Genomic DNA, 20,853 nt, shown 5'->3' with positions numbered 1-20,853 from the left:
TCCCCTTTTGTTATCGTTTTGTTTTTCGCTTCTGATTTAATTTCCCCGTGACTTGATTCAAAGCCGAATAACGGGCGTGTTGCTCTTTTAACGCTTGATTCGATAGGTGAGTGTAACGCATGACCATCCGCAAATCAGAATGACCAAGCAATAATTGAAGGTGACGAATATCGCCGCCCGCTTCAAGAAACATAGTCGCCGCCGTATGTCGAAATAAATGCGGATGTACTCTTTTCTTGATTCCTGCCGTCTTGATATAATGTCGCCGCAATTGATTTCTAAAGTTGTTGGGTGTCAATGGTTCACCGTAATTCGCAAGGAAGATATATTCCGAATCGAAGTCATCGATTTCCTTGATAAGTTCCCGCAACAATTTCGCCGTGTGCTTCTGTATCGGTATTATGCGGGACTTTCGATTCTTTGCGATTGATGCGGGAATTGTCACCATTTCATTCGAGAAATCGACATTCAAAATCTTCAACGACAATATTTCATTGATTCGTGCCATCGTATCGATAAGTAGCGTCATAACAACGAAGTCACGGAATCCGGTATATGTCCGTTTGTCCGGTGCTTCAAGTAGCGATTTCAATTCTTCGGCGGTCAATACGACAATTTCGGTTTCTGTATATTTGACGTTGTTGACTTCTTCGAATGGATTCGCTTCAATCTTATTTTCTTCGCATAATCGGGTTTGAATTTATGGTCTTCGAATTGAACGTAATCTTCGAGCAACCACGAAATGTAATCACGAATCAAGTCAACGTCAATAAGTCGAATATCACGACCGATTCCGTGAGCGTCCAAATACTTGCAAAAGTTGCCGTGAATAATTCGATACTTTTCAAGCGTTCGTTTCGCTCGACCTTCCGCAAGTTTCGCATTATAGAAGAATTGAAATAGAACGTCTAAATCATTGTTGGAAGACGAAGAGACGCCGAATCTATCATTCTTGACCCGTTTACCTTTTCGTTTAGCTGAATGATTTTCGCCCATAAAAAAACACGCCCTTTCAATACGAATTGTTATCGTAATGAAAAGACGTGCTGTTATCTGTTTCGTTTAGGAGCGCTTATCTGTATCAAGTCATAACGAATACAAAAAACGGCTCAAACGCTGTTATATCAACGTTTTGCCGTCGTGTATGATTCCGACTGGGCTCGAACCAGCGACCTCTACCCTGTCAAGGTAGCGCTCTCCCAGCTGAGCTACGGAATCGGGAATGTCGTGCTTGCTTACTGCACATTTATTATTATAGCTTGTTTGCGATAGAAGTCAACACTTTTTCTAAAAGTTTTTTAAAGCAACGAAAAAAAGGTAGAATATGAAGAAAAGAGGTGATTATAATCGATACTCAATTTTCGCTTCCGTTTACGTATGACTTTGATAGAGCGCTGAAAAGATTGGCGAGTGATCCCGTGAATGCCGTCGAATTGAAGAAACGTGAAATTCGCATTCCGATGGAAGAAGGGAATATTGTCAGTCTATGTAGCGTGGGCTCGACGGAATCTCCAACCTTCATACTGAGAGACGCAATTGGTGCTAAACAGGTTGATAAGATCCGCTCCATTTTTCATTTTGACCGACCGTTGGATACGATTGCAAACCATTTCGTAGGTACCGATCTTGAACAGCTTTTCAAGGATCATGCCGGAACGCCTCTCATCCGAAGTTTCTCACTCTATGGTACGTTAATGAAAAATATTATCCATCAACAGATGAACCTAGCGTTCTCCCATGTACTGACGCTGCGCTTCGTAGAATCGTTCGGCACCCGGCAGGAGGGAGTTTGGAGATATCCAGATCCTGAAACGATTGCCGCTCTCGATGTGGAGGATTTGCGAAAGCTTCAATTCAGCGGCCGGAAAGCGGAATATGTCATTGGACTGTCGCGTTCGATCGTGGACGGGGAGTTGGATTTGTCGAAGTTTTCGCAGATGGACGATGATGAAGTGACGAAAGAAATGGTCAAGCATCGTGGAGTTGGTCCGTGGACTGCTCAAAACTTCCTTATGTTCGGGTTAGGGCGGCCGAATTTATTTCCATTAGCGGATATCGGTCTTCAAAACGCTTTAAAACATTTATGGAACCTCGACCGTAAACCGACTGCTGAAGAAATGATGGCTCACTTTCCGTCATGGTCGCCGTTCTTAAGTTATGCTGCGCTATATTTATGGAGAAGCATAGAATAACAAAAAGTATAAGCCATCCGTCGCTGAACATAAAAAAGCTTCCCGTTAAAAGGGAAGCCTGGTCAATTAATGTGTATGCGTCTGGCTAGAATTTTGTTCCATTTCATGTTGTTGGTCAAAGTAGAGGAAAGTTTCATTATCTAGGTCTGTAATTCGCTCCTTGTTGAGACCTAATGAAAGATTTCCTTCAAAAATTGTTTCCCACCAAGTATCTGTCGTTGTCATGTTCATTTCCTCCATTTCATTCCTTGTTGGTTTTGGCTATGTGATATGTCTTTACCCTCGAAAGAGAAGGACTAAAACGCTTACTTCCGAAAAGGAACCATTAGACCTATTGCTTGCTGTCTCGTTTAACATGCCATTTTTCATTAATTGCACAAGCTAAAGTAATCAAATATCGGGACCAAAATAATGAATTATGTAATCATAGTATATGTTGGGACCCATTTCCCCAAACTGCGTAATTGGTCGGAATTTGTAGAAATGAATTCAGTTCTTTTGCTATATTGACAATTTGAATTGTTGAAGGAGGATGATTGCTGTGGGAATTGCTCGAGAAATTGACTCGATAATCGCTTTTCAGCACAACTTTTATTATTCCGGGGCAACGAAAAATGTTGAATTCCGGTTGGATATGTTGGAACAATTAAAGAAAGCAATCGAATTTAGAGAAGAAGAAATATTTGAGGCGTTACAAAAGGATTTAGGAAAAAGTTCATTTGAATCGTACGTGACGGAAGTAGGCTTCGTATTATCAAGCATTTCTTTCATGATGAAACACTTAAAGGAATGGATGGTGCCTGAACGTGTAAAAACACCTGCACATCTACAGCCAGCAAAAAGTTTCATCTTGAGGGAGCCATATGGTTCGGTATTGATCGTCGGGCCTTTCAACTATCCATTTCAATTAATTATGGACCCATTAGTTGGCGCTCTTGCAGCAGGGAATTGCGCTGTAGTTAAACCGTCTGAAGCTACTGTACATACTGCGAAAGTCATAAAAGATATAATAACGGAAATTTATCCGCAAGATTATGTACAAGTTGTCGAAGGCGGGGTCGAAGAAACTTCTGCGCTTATCCATGCACCTTTCGATTACATTTTCTTCACTGGAAGCGCAACAGTCGGGAAGATTGTCATGAAGGCAGCGGCAGAGCGGCTGACACCGGTCACGTTGGAACTAGGTGGAAAGAGTCCTGTCATCGTCGATCAGACGGCGGTTATTAAAAGGGCAGCGGAACGGATTGTGTGGGGTAAATTCGTAAATAATGGCCAAACTTGCGTCGCTCCTGACTATATCCTCGTCCATGAGACTGTGAAGAAGAAACTTCTTAAGGAAATCATCAGTTGCATCCACGGTTTCTATGGAGAAGATAGTGCCGAAAGTGAAGATTACGGCAGAATCGTAAATGAAAAGCATTTTGATCGACTAACCGAGATGATCACAAAGGAAAAGAGCCATATCATCTTTGGCGGAAAATTGGACCGTGATGATCTATACATAAGTCCAACGTTATTGGATGGAGTTTCATGGGACGGTCCTGCAATGCAGGAGGAAATATTTGGTCCGATTCTTCCTATATTGACGTATAAGAATTTGGGCGAAATAATCCATCGAATTCGCCAAATGCCAAAACCGTTGGCAGCCTATATTTTCTCGGAAAACCAAGAGGCACAGGAATATTTCTTGGAACATCTATCATTTGGTGGAGGATGCATCAACGATACAATTTCCCATGTGGGGAACATCCATCTGCCATTCGGCGGAGTTGGAGCATCTGGCATGAATGCCTATCATGGAAAAGCTAGCTTTGATCTGTTCACCCATTCGAAATCAATTTTGAAGAAAAGTACAACAGTACCAATCAGACTCGGATATCCGCCATACGGCAATAAACTTTCAATTGTAAAACCACTGTTGCGTTGAACCCAAATAAAGTAACGTGCGAAGTGATGTAGGAAAATTTTCTTCGCACGTTTAGTATGGTTAATAAATTGGCCGTCAGTCCGCAATTTTAGCAAGACCGTTACTTCTATGAAGCGAATAAATCGGGAAAGTAACGGTCAATTCAGTGCCGTTCTTCCTAAGTCTGTTAAACTCGATATTCCCTCCATGATCCAGCACGATTTTTTTTGTAATGACGAGCCCCAGCCCTGTAGCTCCTTCTTTCGTCGTAAAGAACGGCATGAATATTTGACTAAATATCTCTGGCTCCATACTTTGGCCGTTGTCGCTCAACGTAATGGAAATTGAATTATTAATGATCGAATTGAAAAACGTTATGCTACCGCCGTCCTGTACTGCCTCCATCGAGTTTTTCATTAGGTTGATGAATACTTGTTTCAAGCTTTCTTCATTCCCGAAAACAGTTGACGGATACTCCGCTAAAAACAGTGAGCAATTGATTTGTCGCATCTTCAGCTCCGAGTGGAATAGTTCAATTACTCCAATGATCGTGTTTTCTACATCTATCTCTTTTCGTTTTTTAATATTCGGTTTCGATAAAATTAAGAATTCATTCGCGATTAAATTGATCCTCTCGATTTCACTTTCCATTATTTCTGTGTAAGCGCGATAAGGGTTTTCCGGGTCTTCATTCATCAGTTGTACGAATCCATTTACCGAAGTCATTGGATTCCGTACTTCATGGGCGACAGTCGCAGCAATCTCACCGATGGCATTCAGTTTTATCGCTTCGATTTTCATGCGCTCTGCTTGAAGTCTTTCCGTTATATCACGGGTGATAAGGGATAGTGCTACGATTTCATTGTTTTTATCATAGATTGGTGCAACGGTCGTTTCTGCTTCAAATACAGTCCCGTTTTTACGAAGCTCTTTTGACCGGATATTTTTAAAGCTTCTTCCTTGTAAAAGATATTTTTGCCGATCTGCGATTCTTTCGAATTCCGATGGCGGTGTAAGTTGAATGGATTTGCCGACACACTCTTCTTTTTTCCATCCGTACATCTCTTCAAATGCAGGGTTGACAGCAAGCAGCTTTTCGTCAAGACTGAACACTGCAATCGCATCTTGAGCATGCTCGAAGAACAAATCCAAATAACCCTCCTTCGAGGAGAGCGTCTTGCTCATTACTTCCTTTTCAACGAGCAGCTTTTTCATTTGTGGGCCGATTTTCACCGAGAAAAAGAATAGGAGCGACATAATGATGACGAATAGAAAGCTATAATGGATAACCATTTTTGCATCTGTGACTGGGTTGAAGTATGGACCTAATACTTTGAATAATACGGTCAATTCGATTGTCGTGAATACTAGCATTGTTACGTGCAAGTATTTATCGCTATATAGATGAGACAGGATAATTGGAAAAAGCAAAAAGAAAAGATAGGGAAAATCAGCATTTATGAATAGCAAGGAAAGAATATAAAAATTGCTTCCGAAGACGATAAGCCAACTAATTATTTTTTGATCAAGCTTGCCGTAATGCAGAAGTCCAAAGAGGCTGAGGTTGAAGAGTGCACCGGCTGCAATTGGCAATATATATGACGGTTGTGCAAAAAAAGGTGAAGCAATCAATTGAACGAAGACGATAATACTGAAAGAAATGATGAGGTATTTATTTTTCGATTGAATACATTGACCGTTTTCCATTGATGCACCTCGGAAAGTAGTAGTAATATAAGTATCATAACTCATTTGATTTAATTTGGAAACAGAAATTTCAGAAAAAGAAACGAGGGAAATGGAAGATGCATCAGTTTAATGAAACTAGCACGATTGGATTGCTGAAAAAGTTAGTGGAAACGCCAAGTCCATCCGGTTTTACAGAAAAAGTTATGCAAGTCATCATTGATGAACTTGGAGACATCGGGGTTCCGTTCAAACGGACGAATAAAGGCGCGGTGATCGCGACCTTGAAAGGGAAGGATGATTCACGTCACCGTCTGTTGACCGCTCATACGGATACGCTTGGGGCGATGGTGAAAGAAATCAAAAGCAATGGAAGACTGAAATTGACGATGATTGGCGGATTTAACTGGAACGCGGTGGAAGGTGAGTATTGTCATATACATACTGCTGCCGGCAAGGAAGTCCGCGGGACGATTTTGATGCACCAAACGACGGTGCACGTATACCGTAATTCGGGAAGCGCAGAGAGAAATGCGGATAATATCGAAGTCCGTATCGATGAAAAAGTGACGAATGCAGCTGAAACGAGAGCGCTTGGCATTGAAGTGGGGGATTTCGTTTCATTTGATCCGAGATTTGAAGTGACGCCGGCCGGTTTTGTCAAATCAAGGCATCTTGACGATAAAGCAAGTACTGCCCTTCTATTGGAATTGATCCGTTCATTAAAGGAAAATGGAACGGAACTTCCGAACACGACCCATTTTTACATTTCGAACAATGAAGAGATCGGCTATGGCGGGAACTCGAATATACCGTTAGAAACTGTTGAATATATTGCTGTCGATATGGGAGCGATCGGTGATGGACAAGCTTCCGATGAGTACACCGTATCCATCTGTGCGAAGGATTCAAGCGGTCCTTACCATTATGAACTGACGAGGCATTTGACGGCTCTTTGTGAAAAAGGGAGCATTCCATTCAAGCTTGATATTTACCCTTATTATGGATCTGATGCATCCGCTGCAATCCGTGCGGGCTTCGATGTCCGGCATGCGCTATTTGGCCCTGGCATCGAATCGTCCCATGCATTGGAGAGGACGCACGTCGATTCCTTGAAGGCGACAGCACAATTATTGCATGCATATGTAACATCCGAGATGATGAACTAAAGGAGATCTAGTTATGGAAACCGGTTATTTATTTTCAATTTTACCAGTAAAGAAGGTGGAAGGAACTCTGCCTGAAACAGTTACGGACCTCGCAGTCGATTCGCGCTCTGTCAATGCGGGAGGCGTTTTTGTCTGTATAAAAGGGTTCACCGTAGATGGACATGCATTCGTTTCGAAAGCGGTTGAAAACGGGGCAAGAGTGATCTTGGCTTCCCGTCCTGTTGAAGTCGATTTGGACAAGGTGGCGGTCGTCTATGTGGAAGACACATCAAAGGCGATCTCTTTGCTTGCGCCCCGTTTTATGAACTATCCTTCTAAACGTATGACGATGATCGGTGTTACGGGAACGAACGGGAAAACGAGCATCAGCAATATGCTCCATTCCGTTTTACGCCACGCGGGCGAGAAGTCTGCAGTGACAGGAACGATTGGATTCAATTTAGACGGCGTCTTATTTGAAACCGAAAATACGACCGCGGACGTGCTGACGACACAACAAATGATTAAGCAAGCGGCCGATGCCGGATGCTCTACGATGACGATGGAAGTCTCTTCACACGGACTTGTGGAAGGAAGATTGGCGGGTACTGAATTTGATATTGCAATCTTCACGAACTTATCGCATGACCATTTGGACTATCATGGAACGATGGAACATTACGGGCATGCAAAAGGCCTTTTATTTGCACAGCTCGGACAAGACTTAGAACAGTCGAAATTCGGTATAGTCAATGTAGACGACCCGTGGGGAGAGCGGATGGAAGAAATGACTTCCTTCCCGGTGTTGACATATGGTGTCCATAATCATGCGGATTTCCGTGCAACGGATATTAAGCTGACGGTGGACAGCACTTCATTCCGCTTGGATTCACCTGCAGGAGGCTTCGACGTCACGATGGAGCTAATCGGTGAGTTCAATGTATACAATGCTCTAGCGGTCATCGCAGCCTTGTATGCGAAAGGGATTGAGATGGACGTGATCCTCGAGGGGCTTGCGGTCATTCCTTCCGCTAAAGGACGGATGGAGAAGGTCGAAACGGATTTGCCATTAACAATCTACATCGATTACGCCCATTCGCCTGATGCAATTGAAAAGGCGATTCAAGCGGTGCTTCCTTATAAACATGCGGAGAGTAAATTGATTTTCGTCATCGGGACAGGCGGCAACAGGGATCGCATTAAACGTCCGATCATGGCAGAAAAAGCGTCAATCGCCGATTATGTCGTATTGACGACGGATGATCCGAGAGATGAGGCGTACGAGACGATTTTGTCTGAGCTCGAAGCAGGGATGCAACACGACAAGTACGCGTGCATCGGAGATCGAGAGGAAGCCGTCCGACATGCCGTTTCAGTCGCGGGTGAAGGAGATATAATCATCTTTGCCGGAAAAGGTCATGAGGACTTTCAAATCGTCGGCAGGGAAAAGCTACCCCATTCCGACGCCTCCATTGCTTTGAACGAAGCTGAAAAGAAATTTGGAAGAGGTTTTATAGAGAAATAAGAGGATAAAGAGCTGTCATTTGGGCGGCTCTTTTCTGTTTTGGGCAGTTCTGTATTACTTTATTGTTTGATTTATCCTTCTTTGATTGAAGTGGAAGGCGGCGACTCCTGCGGGAAAAGCGTGTCCAGGTGAGACCCCGCAGGCGCAAGCGCCGAGGAGGCTCACGGACCGCCCGCGGAAAGCGTCCGCCTGTAACGGAAATCAATAGTATAATTTACAAAGTTACGAGAAAAAATTGTTGAAAATGATTTGCAATCTGTCTATGCTTAGAAAAGTGGAAAAGAAGGAGTTCAGACAAAATGCAAAAACCTATACATGAAGAAATTGCATCACGGCGCACGTTTGCAATCATTTCCCACCCGGATGCCGGGAAAACGACAATGACGGAAAAACTGCTCTATTTCGGCGGTGCCATCCGTGACGCAGGTACAGTAAAAGGGAAGAAGACAGGCAAATACGCGACATCCGACTGGATGGAAATCGAAAAGCAACGTGGAATTTCAGTAACATCCTCAGTGTTGCAATTCGACTACGACGGCAAGCGCGTCAATATTTTGGACACACCGGGACACGAAGACTTCAGTGAAGACACATACCGAACGTTAATGGCGGTTGATGCAGCTGTCATGATGGTTGACTCGGCAAAAGGAATCGAGCCGCAGACAATCAAACTTTTCAAAGTATGCCGGATGAGAGGCATACCAATTTTTACGTTCATGAACAAAATGGACCGTCAAGGGAAAGAACCCCTTGAGTTGATGGAAGAATTGGAAGAAGTACTGGAAATCGAATCATACGCGATGAATTACCCGATCGGCATGGGGAAAGAATTCATCGGCGTTTATGACCGTTATAACAATCGTATTGAGCAAGCTCGTGTCGAAGGGGACAGCCATTTCCTTCCGTTGAACGACGAAGGCGAGCTGGCAGTTGAGCATCCGATGACGGAAACTTCCTATTATCAGCAAGCGCTTGAAGACGTCTTGCTTTTGAATGAAGCCGGCAATGAGTTCGATGTGGAACGGGTTGCTAAAGGTGAATTGACGCCTGTATTTTTCGGAAGCGCATTGACGAATTTCGGTGTGCAGACATTTTTGGAGACATTCCTTCAATTTGCACCTGCCCCACAAGCTAGGAAAACGAAGGATGATCAACTTGTCGATCCGAATTCCGAGGAGTTTTCAGGCTTCATTTTCAAAATCCAAGCGAATATGAACCCTGCTCACCGTGACCGTATCGCATTTGTCCGGATTGTTTCCGGCGGATTCGAAAGAGGAATGTCGGTGACCGTACCTCGTATTTCGAAAACGATCAAATTATCTCAGACGACGCAATTCCTGGCGGATGACCGCGAAACGGTTAACGAGGCGGTAGCAGGCGACATCATCGGCTTGTATGATACAGGGAACTATCAAATCGGCGATACTGTTGTCGGAGGGAAATCGAACTTCCAATTCGAAGCACTACCGCAGTTCACGCCTGAGCTGTTCGTCCGTGTCACAGCGAAAAACGTTATGAAATCGAAGCATTTCCATAAAGGGATCCTTCAGTTGGTTCAAGAAGGCGCCATCCAATATTACAAAACGTTGCACACGGAAGAAGTCTTATTAGGTGCTGTCGGCCAACTCCAATTCGAAGTGTTCGAGCACCGTATGAAAAATGAATACAATGTGGAAGTCCATATGGAGCACATCGGTTCCAAAGTAGCCCGCTGGATTGAAAATGAGAGCGACGTGAAAGAGTCGATGACGGGTCAACGTTCCATGCTCGTGAAGGACCGTTATGACAATCTTGTATTCCTATTCGAAAACGACTTTGCACTACGTTGGTTCGGCGACAAATATCCGGACATCCGACTGTACAGCTTATTATAATTATTACCCCACCGGAAGACTTAACATATCAAGTCTCTCCGGTTTTTTAATGTGAATATTTCAATTGTTGTAGAACTGGATTTATGATTGGGATTGGAGCGAAAGGCGTCGACTCCTGCGGGAAAGCGAGACAGGGGAGACCCCGGAAGGAGCATAGCGACTGAGGAGGCTCACCGCTCGCCCGCGGAAAGCGTACGCCTGTAGCGGATATCCGGTTCTGATAGCTCGCGATTGATGTTAAATGCGACTTTCAATATGATAGAAGTAAGCGTTTGTTTCACGAAAGGGATGTGCAAATGAAAATCAGCAATTTTTCCATAAGACGACCTGTCTTTACGATTGTGACAATGTTCTTAGTCATCATCCTAGGGGCAGTTTCCTTCTTCAAAATTCCGGTGACACTCATTCCTGAGTTGAATCCGCCGGTAGCAGTCGTCGTCACTAACTATCCAGGCGCTTCTTCAACCGAAGTGAGTGAGAAACTGACGAAGCCGCTGGAGGCGAGTTTATCTACCGCACCTGGATTAAAATCAATGCAATCGTCATCACAGGAAGGCGCAAACTTCATTCTTCTCATGTTTGACTGGTCCACTAAAATCGATGATGTGCAACTGGACATCATGCAACGAATTGACCAAGTGCCAGTTCCTGAAGGTGCGAATGCTCCTAGATTCATGAAATTCGACCCTGCCCAATTCCCAGTCATTCAGTTATCGCTTCGGACGAGCTCGGAAGAAGCAGATATACGGGATATCGCCGAAAGGCTCGAAACTGAGCTAAGGCGGACGAAAGGAGTCGCGAGCGTCACAGTTACAGGTAAATTAGTGGAAGAAGTCCAAGTCATCCTAGATCAAAAAAAGCTTGAGGATCTTGGGCTCGTCCAGTCGGATATTGTTCAGGCGATCCAAGCCAACAATGTATCGATGCCTGGTGAACCGATTGAAACGAACGACGGAAAGCAACTGACAACGAGGATCATAAGTGCACTGACGACAATAACCGACATCAGGAATGTCGCCGTCGGTGTCAATCCGCTGACTGGCGGCAAAGTGAGGGTTGCAGATGTTGCAGACGTTGCGATGCTTGAAGCAAAATCGACTTCTGAAACGAGGGCGAATGATCAGCAGGCTGTCCTCATGTCGGTGCTGCAGGAATCTGGTGCAAATACCGCAACAGTTTCCACAGCATTTAAGGATGCGCTGGATCAGTTACTCGCTCAAGAGGAATATAAAGGTGTCGAAGCGGATATTCTGTTCGACCAAGGTGACTATGTGAAGCTCGCCGTTGGAAATATAGGACAATCATTGTTGCTTGGCGGATTATTTGCGATGATCGTTTTATTCTTATTCCTCAGGGGAATCAAAAGCCCGATCATAATCGGCATCGCCATCCCTTATTCGGTCATCGTCACGTTTGTGCTTATGTTTTTCGCCGATTTTTCGCTCAATATTATGACGCTTGGCGCGTTGGCGTTAGGAATCGGGATGTTGGTCGATAATGCGATCGTTGTCATCGAGAATATCGAACGGCATATAGCGATGGGGAAAGACAGGAAGGAAGCGGCAAGGGATGGTGCTAAAGAGATTAGCGGCGCGATTACCGCTTCGACGTTAACAACACTAGCCGTGTTTGTCCCCGTCATTTTCATTAGTGGTTTGATCGGGCAGATTTTTACGGAATTCGCATTGACAATTTCCTTCAGTCTTTTTGCGTCCCTCGTCGTTGCATTGACAGTAGTGCCGATGATGGCAAGTCGGATGCTTACAAAGCCACGTAAGAATATCGAAGCGAGAAGACGTCGTTCAAAGACATTGAACAGATTTGAACGATCTGTTAAATGGTCGCTCAGGCACCGTGCTGTCATTATTCTTTTGACAATCGTCCTTCTTGCGGGAAGCGGTTTCGGATTGTTCAAGGTTGGCACTGAATTCCTTCCACCGACGGATGAGGGCTTCTTCAGCATCTCAATTAAGATGCCGAATGGGTCATCGCTATCTTCCACAAATGACGTCGTGAAAAAGATAGAAAACAGGTTAAAAGAGGAAAAAGATATTGACGTATACGTCAGTCTTGTCGGGGGGACGCAGCAAAGTATGGCGCAAGGCGGTTCCAAATCGGATCGTGCCGAAATGTACGTTAAGCTCGCACCGCTTGCGGATAGGAGTCGTTCGGTATTTGAGTTTGTCGATGATGTACAACCCGATGTGCTGAATCTAGTAGGAGAAGATGCACGCGTCAGCTTTGAGATGCAGACTGCAGCTGGATCTAGTCCGAATACACTATCCTTCACATTGAAAGATACGAACGAGATGAGGCTGAACGAATCGGTAGCTAAACTCGATGAAGAACTGCGGAAAATGGATTCGGTACTTGAAATTTCGAATAATCTTCAAGATACGGTCGAAGAGATCCATATCGATGTGAATCGAGAGAAGGCATCTGACCTTGGACTCGCCCCTTATCAAATCGCGCAAACTGTGAATTCAATAACACGCGGTCAATTTGCTTCGCAATTCGTAGATAAAAAGGAGAATGTTGTCTCGATCATCGTCCAGTATGATGAAAAGTATCGGAACAGTATCGAGAAACTGAAGCAGATTAAATTAAGGTCGCCGTCCGGTGAATTCATCGCATTACGTGACATCGCAAAGATTTCCATTGCGGAAGGGCCAGTGTCCATCCAACGTGTTGACCAAGCCCACTCAGTCACCTTCGATGTAAAATATGAATCGTCAATATCATTAGGCGACATGACTACCAAAGTGAATGAAATAGTTGATCGTATCGATCTGCCGGAAGAGACGGAAATGTCTTATGGCGGCGATCGGGAACTGTTTGAGAGCGCCATCAATGACATGCTCATGGCGATCGTACTTGCAGTCGTCCTCGTCTACATCGTCATGGCTGCGCAGTTCGAATCATTTAAGTATCCGTTCGTTATCATGTTCTCCGTACCGCTGATGGTGATCGGGGTGGCATTCGGCTTAATTGTGACGAATACGCCGATAAGTGTGACTGCAGTCATCGGGATTCTCGTGCTCGTCGGTATCGTCGTCAATAACGGTATTGTCCTCGTTGATTATATAAATCAGCGGAAAGAGGCGGGTATGTCTTCGTATGACGCAATTATCGCATCAGTGCGGGATCGTGTCCGGCCAATTTTGATGACGGCCTTGACGACGATTCTAGGGCTGTTGCCATTAGCGCTCGGCATCGGTGAGGGGACAGAGATGAACCAGCCTATGGGGATTGCTGTTATCGGAGGATTGATCAGTTCCACCTTCCTTACGCTGTATATCGTGCCGATCGTCTATAGCTTGTTCGACCGGCAAACGAGAAGGCGAGCCGTTGAAATGAATAAATAGTAGATACAAGCTCGGAGATGCAAAGTGTCTCCGGGCTCTCTCTATTTTCAAATAGTGTGAATGATCATATGAATTGGTTTATTATAATGCTATAATGGATGAAAAAGAGGAAAAACTATGCGGACTCATTTTTTTACAGGATTTCCAGGGTTCATTGCAACTGAGCTCATTAAAGAGTTAATTCGTCAGGGCGAGGCTGGAAAGATTTATGTACTTGTCTTGCAGCATGAAGCCGAAAATGCGCAGCAAAAGATTCGTGAAATTATGCAAGAGGTTGGCGAAGAGGTTCCTGTGAAAATAATTATCGGCGATATTACACAGCCTGATCTTGCGTTGGCGAAGAAAAATCTTTCAGAAATACGTGGGTACAGGCTGACCATATGGCATTTGGCCGCTATTTACGACCTCGCTGTAAAGCCCGACATTGCTTGGAAGGTGAATGTTGAAGGAACGCGCCATGTTAATGCATTTGTCTATGAACATCCGTCAATTGACCGGTATATGTATTTTAGTACAGCATATGTAGCTGGGCGGAGGGAAGGGCGTTTATTGGAAACGGAACTCGTTCGCCCGACAGCCTTTAAAAACCATTATGAGGAGACAAAATTCGAGGCTGAGCTTCTTGTTGAAAATCTGAAAAAGGAAAAGCCGATTACGATCATTCGGCCAGGAATCGTTCGTGGGCATTCTGTGACTGGGGAGACGATGAAGTTTGACGGTCCTTATTTCTTTATGAATATGATAGACCGTTTACGATGGATGCCTTTCATTCCGTATGTCGGAAAGACGCATGCACGCATCAATGTCGTTCCGATTGATTATATACTTAGCGCAACGATCTACCTCTCCGGCAAAGATGAAGCGGTTGGCAAGACGATCCATTTGACGGATCCTTCGCCGCACCCGGTTGAAGAAGTTTTCAGGGCAATGACAATTGCGCTAACCGGAAAAAAGCCGAAAGGAAGATTGCCGCAGAAAATTGTTGAATTGTCGCTTAAACCTACTTTTGTTCAGCGGAAGCTGGGGGTTGAAGTCGAGACATTGGATTATTTAAATTGGAATTCCCATTTTGATACATCATTAGCCGAAAAACTACTTGAAGGCAGCGCAATCGTCTGTCCGGATTTCATAAAAACGATCCCTTCAATGGCTGAATTTTACGTGGAACATAAGCTTAATGATGCATTCCAAATAAAAATAGGTGAATAAATTGTGTCCGGAAATATTTGATGGTATAATCACTACAGAATCACTCAACAACTCAATAATTCTTTTGACAGTTGTCAAAGGGGAGTAGCTATAGGGCAACCTATTTCATAGTCGTCAATACATGGCAAGCGCCATCGGTTATGATAGCAGGATTTTTACTACATAAATTTCTGACTTAGCGAGACCTTTGCCTATTATTAGGTGAGGGTTTTTTTATTTGGAGAAATAAGGAGGAAATAAGTTGGAAGCAATATTATTGGAATACGCATGGGTACTAGTTGTATTGATCGCACTCGAAGGATTGTTGGCTGCGGATAATGCAGTTGTCATGGCTGTTATGGTGAAACACCTTCCGAAGCCGCAACAGAAAAAAGCATTATTCTACGGGCTACTCGGGGCATTTGTCTTCCGTTTCGCTGCGTTGTTCATGATTACGTTCTTAGTAAATATCTGGCAAATACAAGCGTTAGGGGCTGCGTATCTATTATTCATATCGATCAAAGCCTTATTAGATAGAGGGAAAGATGAACATAATGATGTGAAAAAACAGCGTAAGCAATCCGGCTTCTGGATGACAGTGTTTAAGGTGGAGCTTGCAGACATCGCATTCGCCCTCGATTCGATGCTTGCGGCTGTCGCTTTGGCCGTGACTTTGCCGGAGCTTGGAGACTTTCATATCGGTGGAATAAACGGAGGGCAATTCGTCGTCATGTTACTCGGCGGAATCATCGGTCTCGTCATTATCCGTTTTGCTGCAAGACAGTTCGTTGTGCTTCTTGAAAAATACCCATCGCTAGAAACAGCGGCATTCCTCATCGTCGGCTGGGTAGGGGTTAAATTGGTCGTGTTGACATTGTCACATCCTAAACTTCAAATTATCGATGAGGCGTTTCCACATTCGACAATTTGGAAGTCGACCTTCTGGGTAGTGCTTTTGGCAATTGCTGTAGGCGGTTACTTGACAGCCATGGCGAAAAACCGAAAAAAAGCGTGATACACATTGACCGGTACATATTAAATGTACCGGTCAAAGTTATTTCATTGTAGTTTTCTTTCCTTTTTCAGAGAAGTTCACTAAAATGGGAAGACGATTCCATCTTTTTAGAAAGGTCTGATCTTATGAAATTCACAAGGGAAAATCTCCGTCGGTTTACACCTGCACAAGTTATTGTGTTTTATTATTTTTTGGCTATCGGATTTTCCTTCCTATTGTTGAATTTGCCAGGCGTTTATTTGCCAGGCGTCGACGTCAGCTTCATAGATAGTCTATTCACAGCTGTAAGTGCTGTGAGTGTGACTGGACTGACTCCTATTAGCATAGGGGACACCTATTCGGTCTTCGGGCTATGCATGCTCATGCTCGTCCTTCAATTGGGCGGCATCGGTATCATGTCGATCGGGACCTTTTTCTGGCTATTGGTCAAGAAGCGAATCGGACTTCGTGAACGCCAGCTTATTATGGTGGACCATAACCAATATTCGCTAGCCGGAGTTGTGGAGCTCATTAAACATATTGTCCGGATTATCTTTTTGATTGAACTCACTGGTGGAATTATACTGACATTGTATATTATGAAGTATTACGATTCATTCCGTGAAGCATTATTGAATGGGATGTTCATGTCGGTATCTGCAACGACGAATGCTGGTTTCGATATTACCGGATCCTCGTTGCACCCTTACTTCAATGATTACTTCGTGCAAACTGTCACGATGATTTTAATTGTCCTTGGGGCAATCGGTTTTCCGGTTCTTATAGAAGTGAAAAGTTTTTTCTCGAAGAAAGTGCCTAATTTCAGGTTTTCTCTCTTCACGAAAATTACGACTGTCACTTTCGGTCTACTGCTTATATGGGGGGCGCTGCTCATATTCATCCTTGAGTCGTTCCACTCTTTCAAAGGGCTCGCATGGCATGAAAAGATCTTTGCATCATTGTTCCACTCTGTCTCTTCACGGTCGGCCGGATTGACGACGTACGATATTACCCAGTTCAGTGAGGCTACTGACATTTTCATTTCTTCCTTGATGTTTATCGGGGCTTCCCCGAGTTCGGTAGGAGGGGGGATTAGGACGACGACATTCGCCATTGCTCTGCTGTTCCTATTCAACTTTGCCCAGGGCAATAATGTCATCAACATATTCCGGCGTGAAATCAAGCTTATAGACGTCTACCGCTCTTATGCAGTCATTTTGCTTGCGGCGGTGATGGTCATGACAGCGTTGCTTATTTTGCTCCTTACTGAAAAGGACGTGCCTGTTGTCGCGCTGTTGTTTGAAATTACTTCCGCATTCGGTACTTGTGGCATGTCGCTCGGAATTACGTCCGACTTGTCTGTTATCGGTAAATTGATCATTATGGTCCTCATGTTCATAGGAAGGGTCGGACTTATTTCGTTCCTGTATACATTAGGCGGGAAGACGAACAAAAAGCCTTTCGCCTATCCTAAAGAACGTGTCATCATCGGATGAAAAAAAGCATCTTTCCTTCAAAGTGAGGAAAGATGCTTTTTGTTTATCATACTACACAATTTGCTTCTTCGAGAAAATGAAATTGTGGTTGTTGCCCTTTGCAGAAGAACGTGATGAGGTAACCGTCTTCCTTCGAAAAATCCTGTTCATTTGCTTCCATCGGTCTGACGGCGACTGGTGTGATGAATGTATGCTTCCGGATGTTCCTCTCCGTAAGCCGTGTCGGGGTCGTCACTTTGTCTAACAGTTCTTTGTTACCTAAGACCGACCGCTCGATTGCCGTCAATGTTGCCGGATCCAGGTTGTCATTCCACCAAACATGACGTGGTTGGAATGTATGATGGGCTAAATAATCAATCTTCATTAGGCTTCTGACAATGTTCATATCCGTTTTCCCAGATACAAGGAGGAACTCTTCCAGCCTTGTATATAAATCTTGAAGTTGGTGGCCGATTCTGGACCAACCCTGCGTTTCCCAAAACGTACCGAATTGCTGGAAGAAGTCGAAAGGTGTTTCAAACACTTCGGAAACAAGATACTCAACCGTCCGCGGCATACGATTGTCATTCCAATATTTTTCGAGTACGTCTTCGGTCTGCTTGATCCGTAAAATGTCATCGAATGTAAGGACGTTATTGGATAAAATTTCGTATGGCGCCTCATCGATATATGTGTACCCGAATTGTTCTGCCTGGATTCGCAAGCCGGTCCCTCTTAATAGCTTAAGGAAGCCTAACTGCAGCTCTTCAGGCCGCATGGCGAACACATCGTTGAATGTATCTCTGAATGAATCATAATCCTCTTCCGGCAGTCCGGCGATCAAATCAAGATGCTGCGCGATTTTCCCGCCCTCTTTCACCATAGTGACTGTTCTGGACAACTTTTCGAAATTCTGTCTACGTTGCACAAGCTCATTCGTCAGGTCATTTGTCGATTGAACACCGATTTCAAAACGGAAGATGCCGGCGGGAGCGTTTTCGTTTAAAAAGTCGATTACTTCCGGACGCATGATGTCTCCTGTAATTTCAAACTGGAACACTGTTCCAGGAAGATGTTCATCAATTAGGAATTGGAACATCTCCATCGCATAGCTCCGGCTAATATTGAAGGTGCGGTCGACGAATTTGATTGTCTTTGCACCATTCTTCATCAAGAAACGAATATCATCTTTGACTGAATCCCGATTAAAATAACGGACACCGACTTCGATGGAAGACAGACAGAATTGGCAAGAGAACGGACATCCTCTACTCGTCTCGATGTATGTCACCCGATTGGAAAGATGGGGGACATCTTCAGGAAATCGGAAAGGGGAGGGCAGCTCACGCAAGTCGAGTTTTGGACCGGGAGCAGATGATTTCAACTTGCCATCTTCCATATAGGCGACACCTTGCACTTCGTTAATACCAATCTTCCCAGAGTGGTAATCAAGCAGTTGCTTAAAGGTCCTTTCCCCTTCGCCCAGCACGATAAAATCGATTTCAGGCACTTTTTCCAACCACTTGTCAAAGTCGTACGTCACTTCGGGTCCTCCAGCGACAATGACCATCTCAGGATTCGCTTTCTTTAAGGTCCTGATGACTTTGATGGACTCTTCTATATTCCATATGTACAAACTGAATCCGACAATATTTGGCTTTTTTTGATAAATGTCTGATACAATATTTAAAGTCGGATCTTTAATTGTATACTCAGCCAAGATAGGTTCGTATTCGGGCATTGCATACGATTTTAAATATCGTATTGCGAGATTCGTGTGAATATATTTTGCATTTAATGTTGTCAGGACTATGTTCATATTCCTACTCCTTTGGTATAATACTCATTATTAGTTGTCATTTTTAGTCTTTTTGTACTATGTCATTACGACTGACAATATGAAATAATCAGAATTGAAGGTTCTTAATTTAAATTAATTTCCGATCACTTCCGATTCGTTCGCATGAAATCTTGTCGTTTCACATACTGTTTGGTAATAGGCACAGGAGGTATCAAATTGAGTGATTTCGATAATATGAGAAAAAACTTGTCATTTCTAGTGGATGATAGTTTTCGACCAAGTTTGATTTTACATTTAAATGGAGACATTTATTATGAAAATGAGCCATTTAAAATGCAATTCGACATAATAAACAAGAGAAATATCAATGAAATCATCGATTCGACTTCCATGCGTGATTGGACAGCATTTTCTGAGCGAGCGGGGAAATCGGAACAAATGTTGATGGAAAAAATGTCGATTAATTTATGTTTCAACGAAAATTGCCAAGGTCATATGCAATTATTCTATATTCCTGATATCAAGAAGATCATTGCCAAGTTTGACATGCAGAATCCTTGTGATATACCTTCTTTAAAAACATATTTTAACGCATTCAGGCAATCGTCCAATTTTTTGCTGTTGGTCGATCACAATGGGAAAATCCGCGATGTGAACGAAATGCATACTATTTTTATCAATCAACCGAAAAAAGAATTGGTTGGTCATTGCATAAGCAAAGTCCTATCTATAGTTGACCCTAACCATGACGAACCTGTTCAGGATATCCTTGAAAAGGTAAAAGGTCATGGGTTTGTTGAATCCATTAAAACGTATCAAAGATCAGTGGAGGATACAAGATACTATCATATTATAACTTCCTATGATAAAGAAACAAATATGTTTGTCGTCCAAATGTCCGATTCAACGGAAAAAGAAAATCTCCAAGTTCAGTTGGCCCATTCGGGTTCATTATCTGCAGTTGGTCAGATTGCGGCAAGCATAGCCCATGAAATAAGAAATCCCATCACGACATTAAAGGGATTTACACAACTGTTGAAAGTGTCGGCTACAGAGGACTCGATTCGTTATATTTCTGTAATTGAGGATGAAATCGAAAGAATGGAGTCCATCCTTGGGGAGATGCTTGTCCTATCGAAACCGTCAGGAAAGAAGAAATCTGTCTTCTCCCTCGAAGTATTAGTAGGAGATATGGTTTCAATACTATCCCCAAAAGCTGTCATGGATGGTATCGAAGTTGTTCAGCAAGTGGAACTTAACGGTAATCCTCTCATGTTTGGCGATCCTGATAAGATAAAGCAAGTGCTTTTGAATTTATTTAAAAATGCATTGGAGTCAATGCAAATTGGGGGAACGCTCTCCATTCATCTTGCCGAGTCTGACGGTAAATTGATCCTGTCAATATCGGATACGGGAAAAGGGATGACGCGCCATCAAGTGAATCAAGTATTCATGCCTTTCTTCAGCTCGAAGCCAGGCGGTACAGGTTTGGGTCTGCCATTCGTCCTGAAAACGGTGGAAGACCACGGGGGTGCAATTGGTGTTGAAAGTCAAATCGGCATCGGCACGAAATTCACATTATCCTTTCCTAGGGCAAAAGAAGGTGTGAACAATTCTTTGCCGAGCAAACAGTCCATCGTCTCTTGAACCGATTCGTTTTGACACATTCGTCCATTTATATATATAATAGTGTCGAGTC

15 protein-coding genes and 1 tRNA gene are annotated in these 20,853 nt (G+C 43.7%); 10 read left to right on the top strand and 6 right to left on the bottom strand.

Going from position 1 to position 20,853, the window contains the following annotated elements:
- Positions 1–10: 10 nt before the first annotated feature.
- From AB1K89_RS03425 to AB1K89_RS03415, 3 genes are all read right to left on the bottom strand, one after another.
- Positions 11–607: a tyrosine-type recombinase/integrase gene (locus AB1K89_RS03425; RefSeq protein WP_413053365.1), complete on the bottom strand. Its 597-nt coding sequence runs from the start codon at positions 605–607 to the stop codon at positions 11–13.
- Positions 604–996: a hypothetical protein gene (locus AB1K89_RS03420; protein WP_413053364.1), complete on the bottom strand. Its 393-nt coding sequence runs from the start codon at positions 994–996 to the stop codon at positions 604–606. Before AB1K89_RS03420 ends, AB1K89_RS03425 begins: the two co-directional genes overlap by 4 nt.
- Positions 997–1,145: 149 nt before the next feature.
- A tRNA-Val gene (locus tag AB1K89_RS03415) sits at positions 1,146–1,218 on the bottom strand.
- Between the two features lie 119 nt (positions 1,219–1,337).
- On the opposite strand from AB1K89_RS03415, the gene AB1K89_RS03410 reads away from it, so the two are divergent.
- Entirely contained in the window at positions 1,338–2,192 is an 855-nt protein-coding gene (locus AB1K89_RS03410; protein ID WP_413053363.1) for a DNA-3-methyladenine glycosylase family protein, read from the top strand.
- A 66-nt stretch (positions 2,193–2,258) separates the two neighbouring features.
- On the opposite strand, the gene AB1K89_RS03405 is transcribed toward AB1K89_RS03410, so the two are convergent.
- On the bottom strand, positions 2,259–2,417 hold the full coding sequence (locus AB1K89_RS03405; protein ID WP_413053362.1) for a hypothetical protein: 159 nt from the start codon (positions 2,415–2,417) through the stop codon (positions 2,259–2,261).
- A gap of 316 nt (positions 2,418–2,733) precedes the next feature.
- On the opposite strand from AB1K89_RS03405, the gene AB1K89_RS03400 reads away from it, so the two are divergent.
- Positions 2,734–4,119, top strand: coding sequence for an aldehyde dehydrogenase (locus AB1K89_RS03400; protein ID WP_413053361.1), 1,386 nt, complete (start codon positions 2,734–2,736; stop codon positions 4,117–4,119).
- 75 nt (positions 4,120–4,194) lie between these two features.
- On the opposite strand, the gene AB1K89_RS03395 is transcribed toward AB1K89_RS03400, so the two are convergent.
- Positions 4,195–5,805: a two-component system sensor histidine kinase NtrB gene (locus AB1K89_RS03395; protein ID WP_413053360.1), complete on the bottom strand. Its 1,611-nt coding sequence runs from the start codon at positions 5,803–5,805 to the stop codon at positions 4,195–4,197.
- 98 nt (positions 5,806–5,903) lie between these two features.
- On the opposite strand from AB1K89_RS03395, the gene AB1K89_RS03390 reads away from it, so the two are divergent.
- From AB1K89_RS03390 to AB1K89_RS03360, 7 genes are all read left to right on the top strand, one after another.
- A complete protein-coding gene (locus tag AB1K89_RS03390) occupies positions 5,904–6,953 on the top strand; it encodes a M42 family metallopeptidase (protein ID WP_413053359.1) in 1,050 nt (349 codons plus the stop codon).
- A gap of 13 nt (positions 6,954–6,966) precedes the next feature.
- Positions 6,967–8,457, top strand: coding sequence for a UDP-N-acetylmuramoyl-L-alanyl-D-glutamate--2,6-diaminopimelate ligase (locus AB1K89_RS03385; protein ID WP_413053358.1), 1,491 nt, complete (start codon positions 6,967–6,969; stop codon positions 8,455–8,457).
- 299 nt (positions 8,458–8,756) lie between these two features.
- The gene (locus tag AB1K89_RS03380) at positions 8,757–10,331 is read left to right on the top strand and encodes a peptide chain release factor 3 (RefSeq protein WP_413053357.1); all 1,575 of its coding nucleotides are present in this window, start codon (positions 8,757–8,759) and stop codon (positions 10,329–10,331) included.
- A gap of 296 nt (positions 10,332–10,627) precedes the next feature.
- On the top strand, positions 10,628–13,696 hold the full coding sequence (locus AB1K89_RS03375; RefSeq protein WP_413053356.1) for an efflux RND transporter permease subunit: 3,069 nt from the start codon (positions 10,628–10,630) through the stop codon (positions 13,694–13,696).
- A gap of 117 nt (positions 13,697–13,813) precedes the next feature.
- Positions 13,814–14,905, top strand: coding sequence for an SDR family oxidoreductase (locus tag AB1K89_RS03370; protein ID WP_413053355.1), 1,092 nt, complete (start codon positions 13,814–13,816; stop codon positions 14,903–14,905).
- A 241-nt stretch (positions 14,906–15,146) separates the two neighbouring features.
- Complete coding sequence (locus tag AB1K89_RS03365; protein WP_413053354.1) at positions 15,147–15,899, top strand: TerC family protein; 753 nt, start codon at positions 15,147–15,149, stop codon at positions 15,897–15,899.
- 125 nt (positions 15,900–16,024) lie between these two features.
- Complete coding sequence (locus AB1K89_RS03360; RefSeq protein WP_413053353.1) at positions 16,025–17,374, top strand: TrkH family potassium uptake protein; 1,350 nt, start codon at positions 16,025–16,027, stop codon at positions 17,372–17,374.
- 46 nt (positions 17,375–17,420) lie between these two features.
- Here the strand turns inward: AB1K89_RS03360 and AB1K89_RS03355 are convergent, their stop codons facing one another.
- Positions 17,421–19,172 carry a B12-binding domain-containing radical SAM protein gene (locus tag AB1K89_RS03355; RefSeq protein WP_413053352.1) on the bottom strand — a complete coding sequence of 584 codons (1,752 nt, stop codon included), beginning with the start codon at positions 19,170–19,172 and terminating at the stop codon, positions 17,421–17,423.
- A 198-nt stretch (positions 19,173–19,370) separates the two neighbouring features.
- On the opposite strand from AB1K89_RS03355, the gene AB1K89_RS03350 reads away from it, so the two are divergent.
- Complete coding sequence (locus AB1K89_RS03350) at positions 19,371–20,801, top strand: ATP-binding protein (RefSeq protein ID WP_413053351.1); 1,431 nt, start codon at positions 19,371–19,373, stop codon at positions 20,799–20,801.
- Positions 20,802–20,853: the final 52 nt, after the last annotated feature.

Source organism: Sporosarcina pasadenensis (assembly GCF_047228845.1).
Taxonomy (GTDB): domain Bacteria; phylum Bacillota; class Bacilli; order Bacillales_A; family Planococcaceae; genus Sporosarcina.
Note: the sequence above shows the minus strand (reverse complement) of the source record. Positions and strands in the feature narration are given on the sequence as shown.

Excerpts from the sequence above, each read along its gene's own strand:
- AB1K89_RS03420 (WP_413053364.1), bottom strand. The coding sequence starts at position 996 with ATGGGCGAAAATCATTCAGCTAAACGAAAAGGTAAACGGGTCAAGAAT.
- AB1K89_RS03405 (WP_413053362.1), bottom strand. The coding sequence starts at position 2,417 with ATGACAACGACAGATACTTGGTGGGAAACAATTTTTGAAGGAAATCTT.
- AB1K89_RS03395 (WP_413053360.1), bottom strand. The coding sequence starts at position 5,805 with ATGGAAAACGGTCAATGTATTCAATCGAAAAATAAATACCTCATCATT.
- AB1K89_RS03390 (WP_413053359.1), top strand. The coding sequence starts at position 5,904 with ATGCATCAGTTTAATGAAACTAGCACGATTGGATTGCTGAAAAAGTTA.
- AB1K89_RS03385 (WP_413053358.1), top strand. The coding sequence starts at position 6,967 with ATGGAAACCGGTTATTTATTTTCAATTTTACCAGTAAAGAAGGTGGAA.
- AB1K89_RS03380 (WP_413053357.1), top strand. The coding sequence starts at position 8,757 with ATGCAAAAACCTATACATGAAGAAATTGCATCACGGCGCACGTTTGCA.
- AB1K89_RS03375 (WP_413053356.1), top strand. The coding sequence starts at position 10,628 with ATGAAAATCAGCAATTTTTCCATAAGACGACCTGTCTTTACGATTGTG.
- AB1K89_RS03370 (WP_413053355.1), top strand. The coding sequence starts at position 13,814 with ATGCGGACTCATTTTTTTACAGGATTTCCAGGGTTCATTGCAACTGAG.
- AB1K89_RS03360 (WP_413053353.1), top strand. The coding sequence starts at position 16,025 with ATGAAATTCACAAGGGAAAATCTCCGTCGGTTTACACCTGCACAAGTT.
- AB1K89_RS03355 (WP_413053352.1), bottom strand. The coding sequence starts at position 19,172 with ATGAACATAGTCCTGACAACATTAAATGCAAAATATATTCACACGAAT.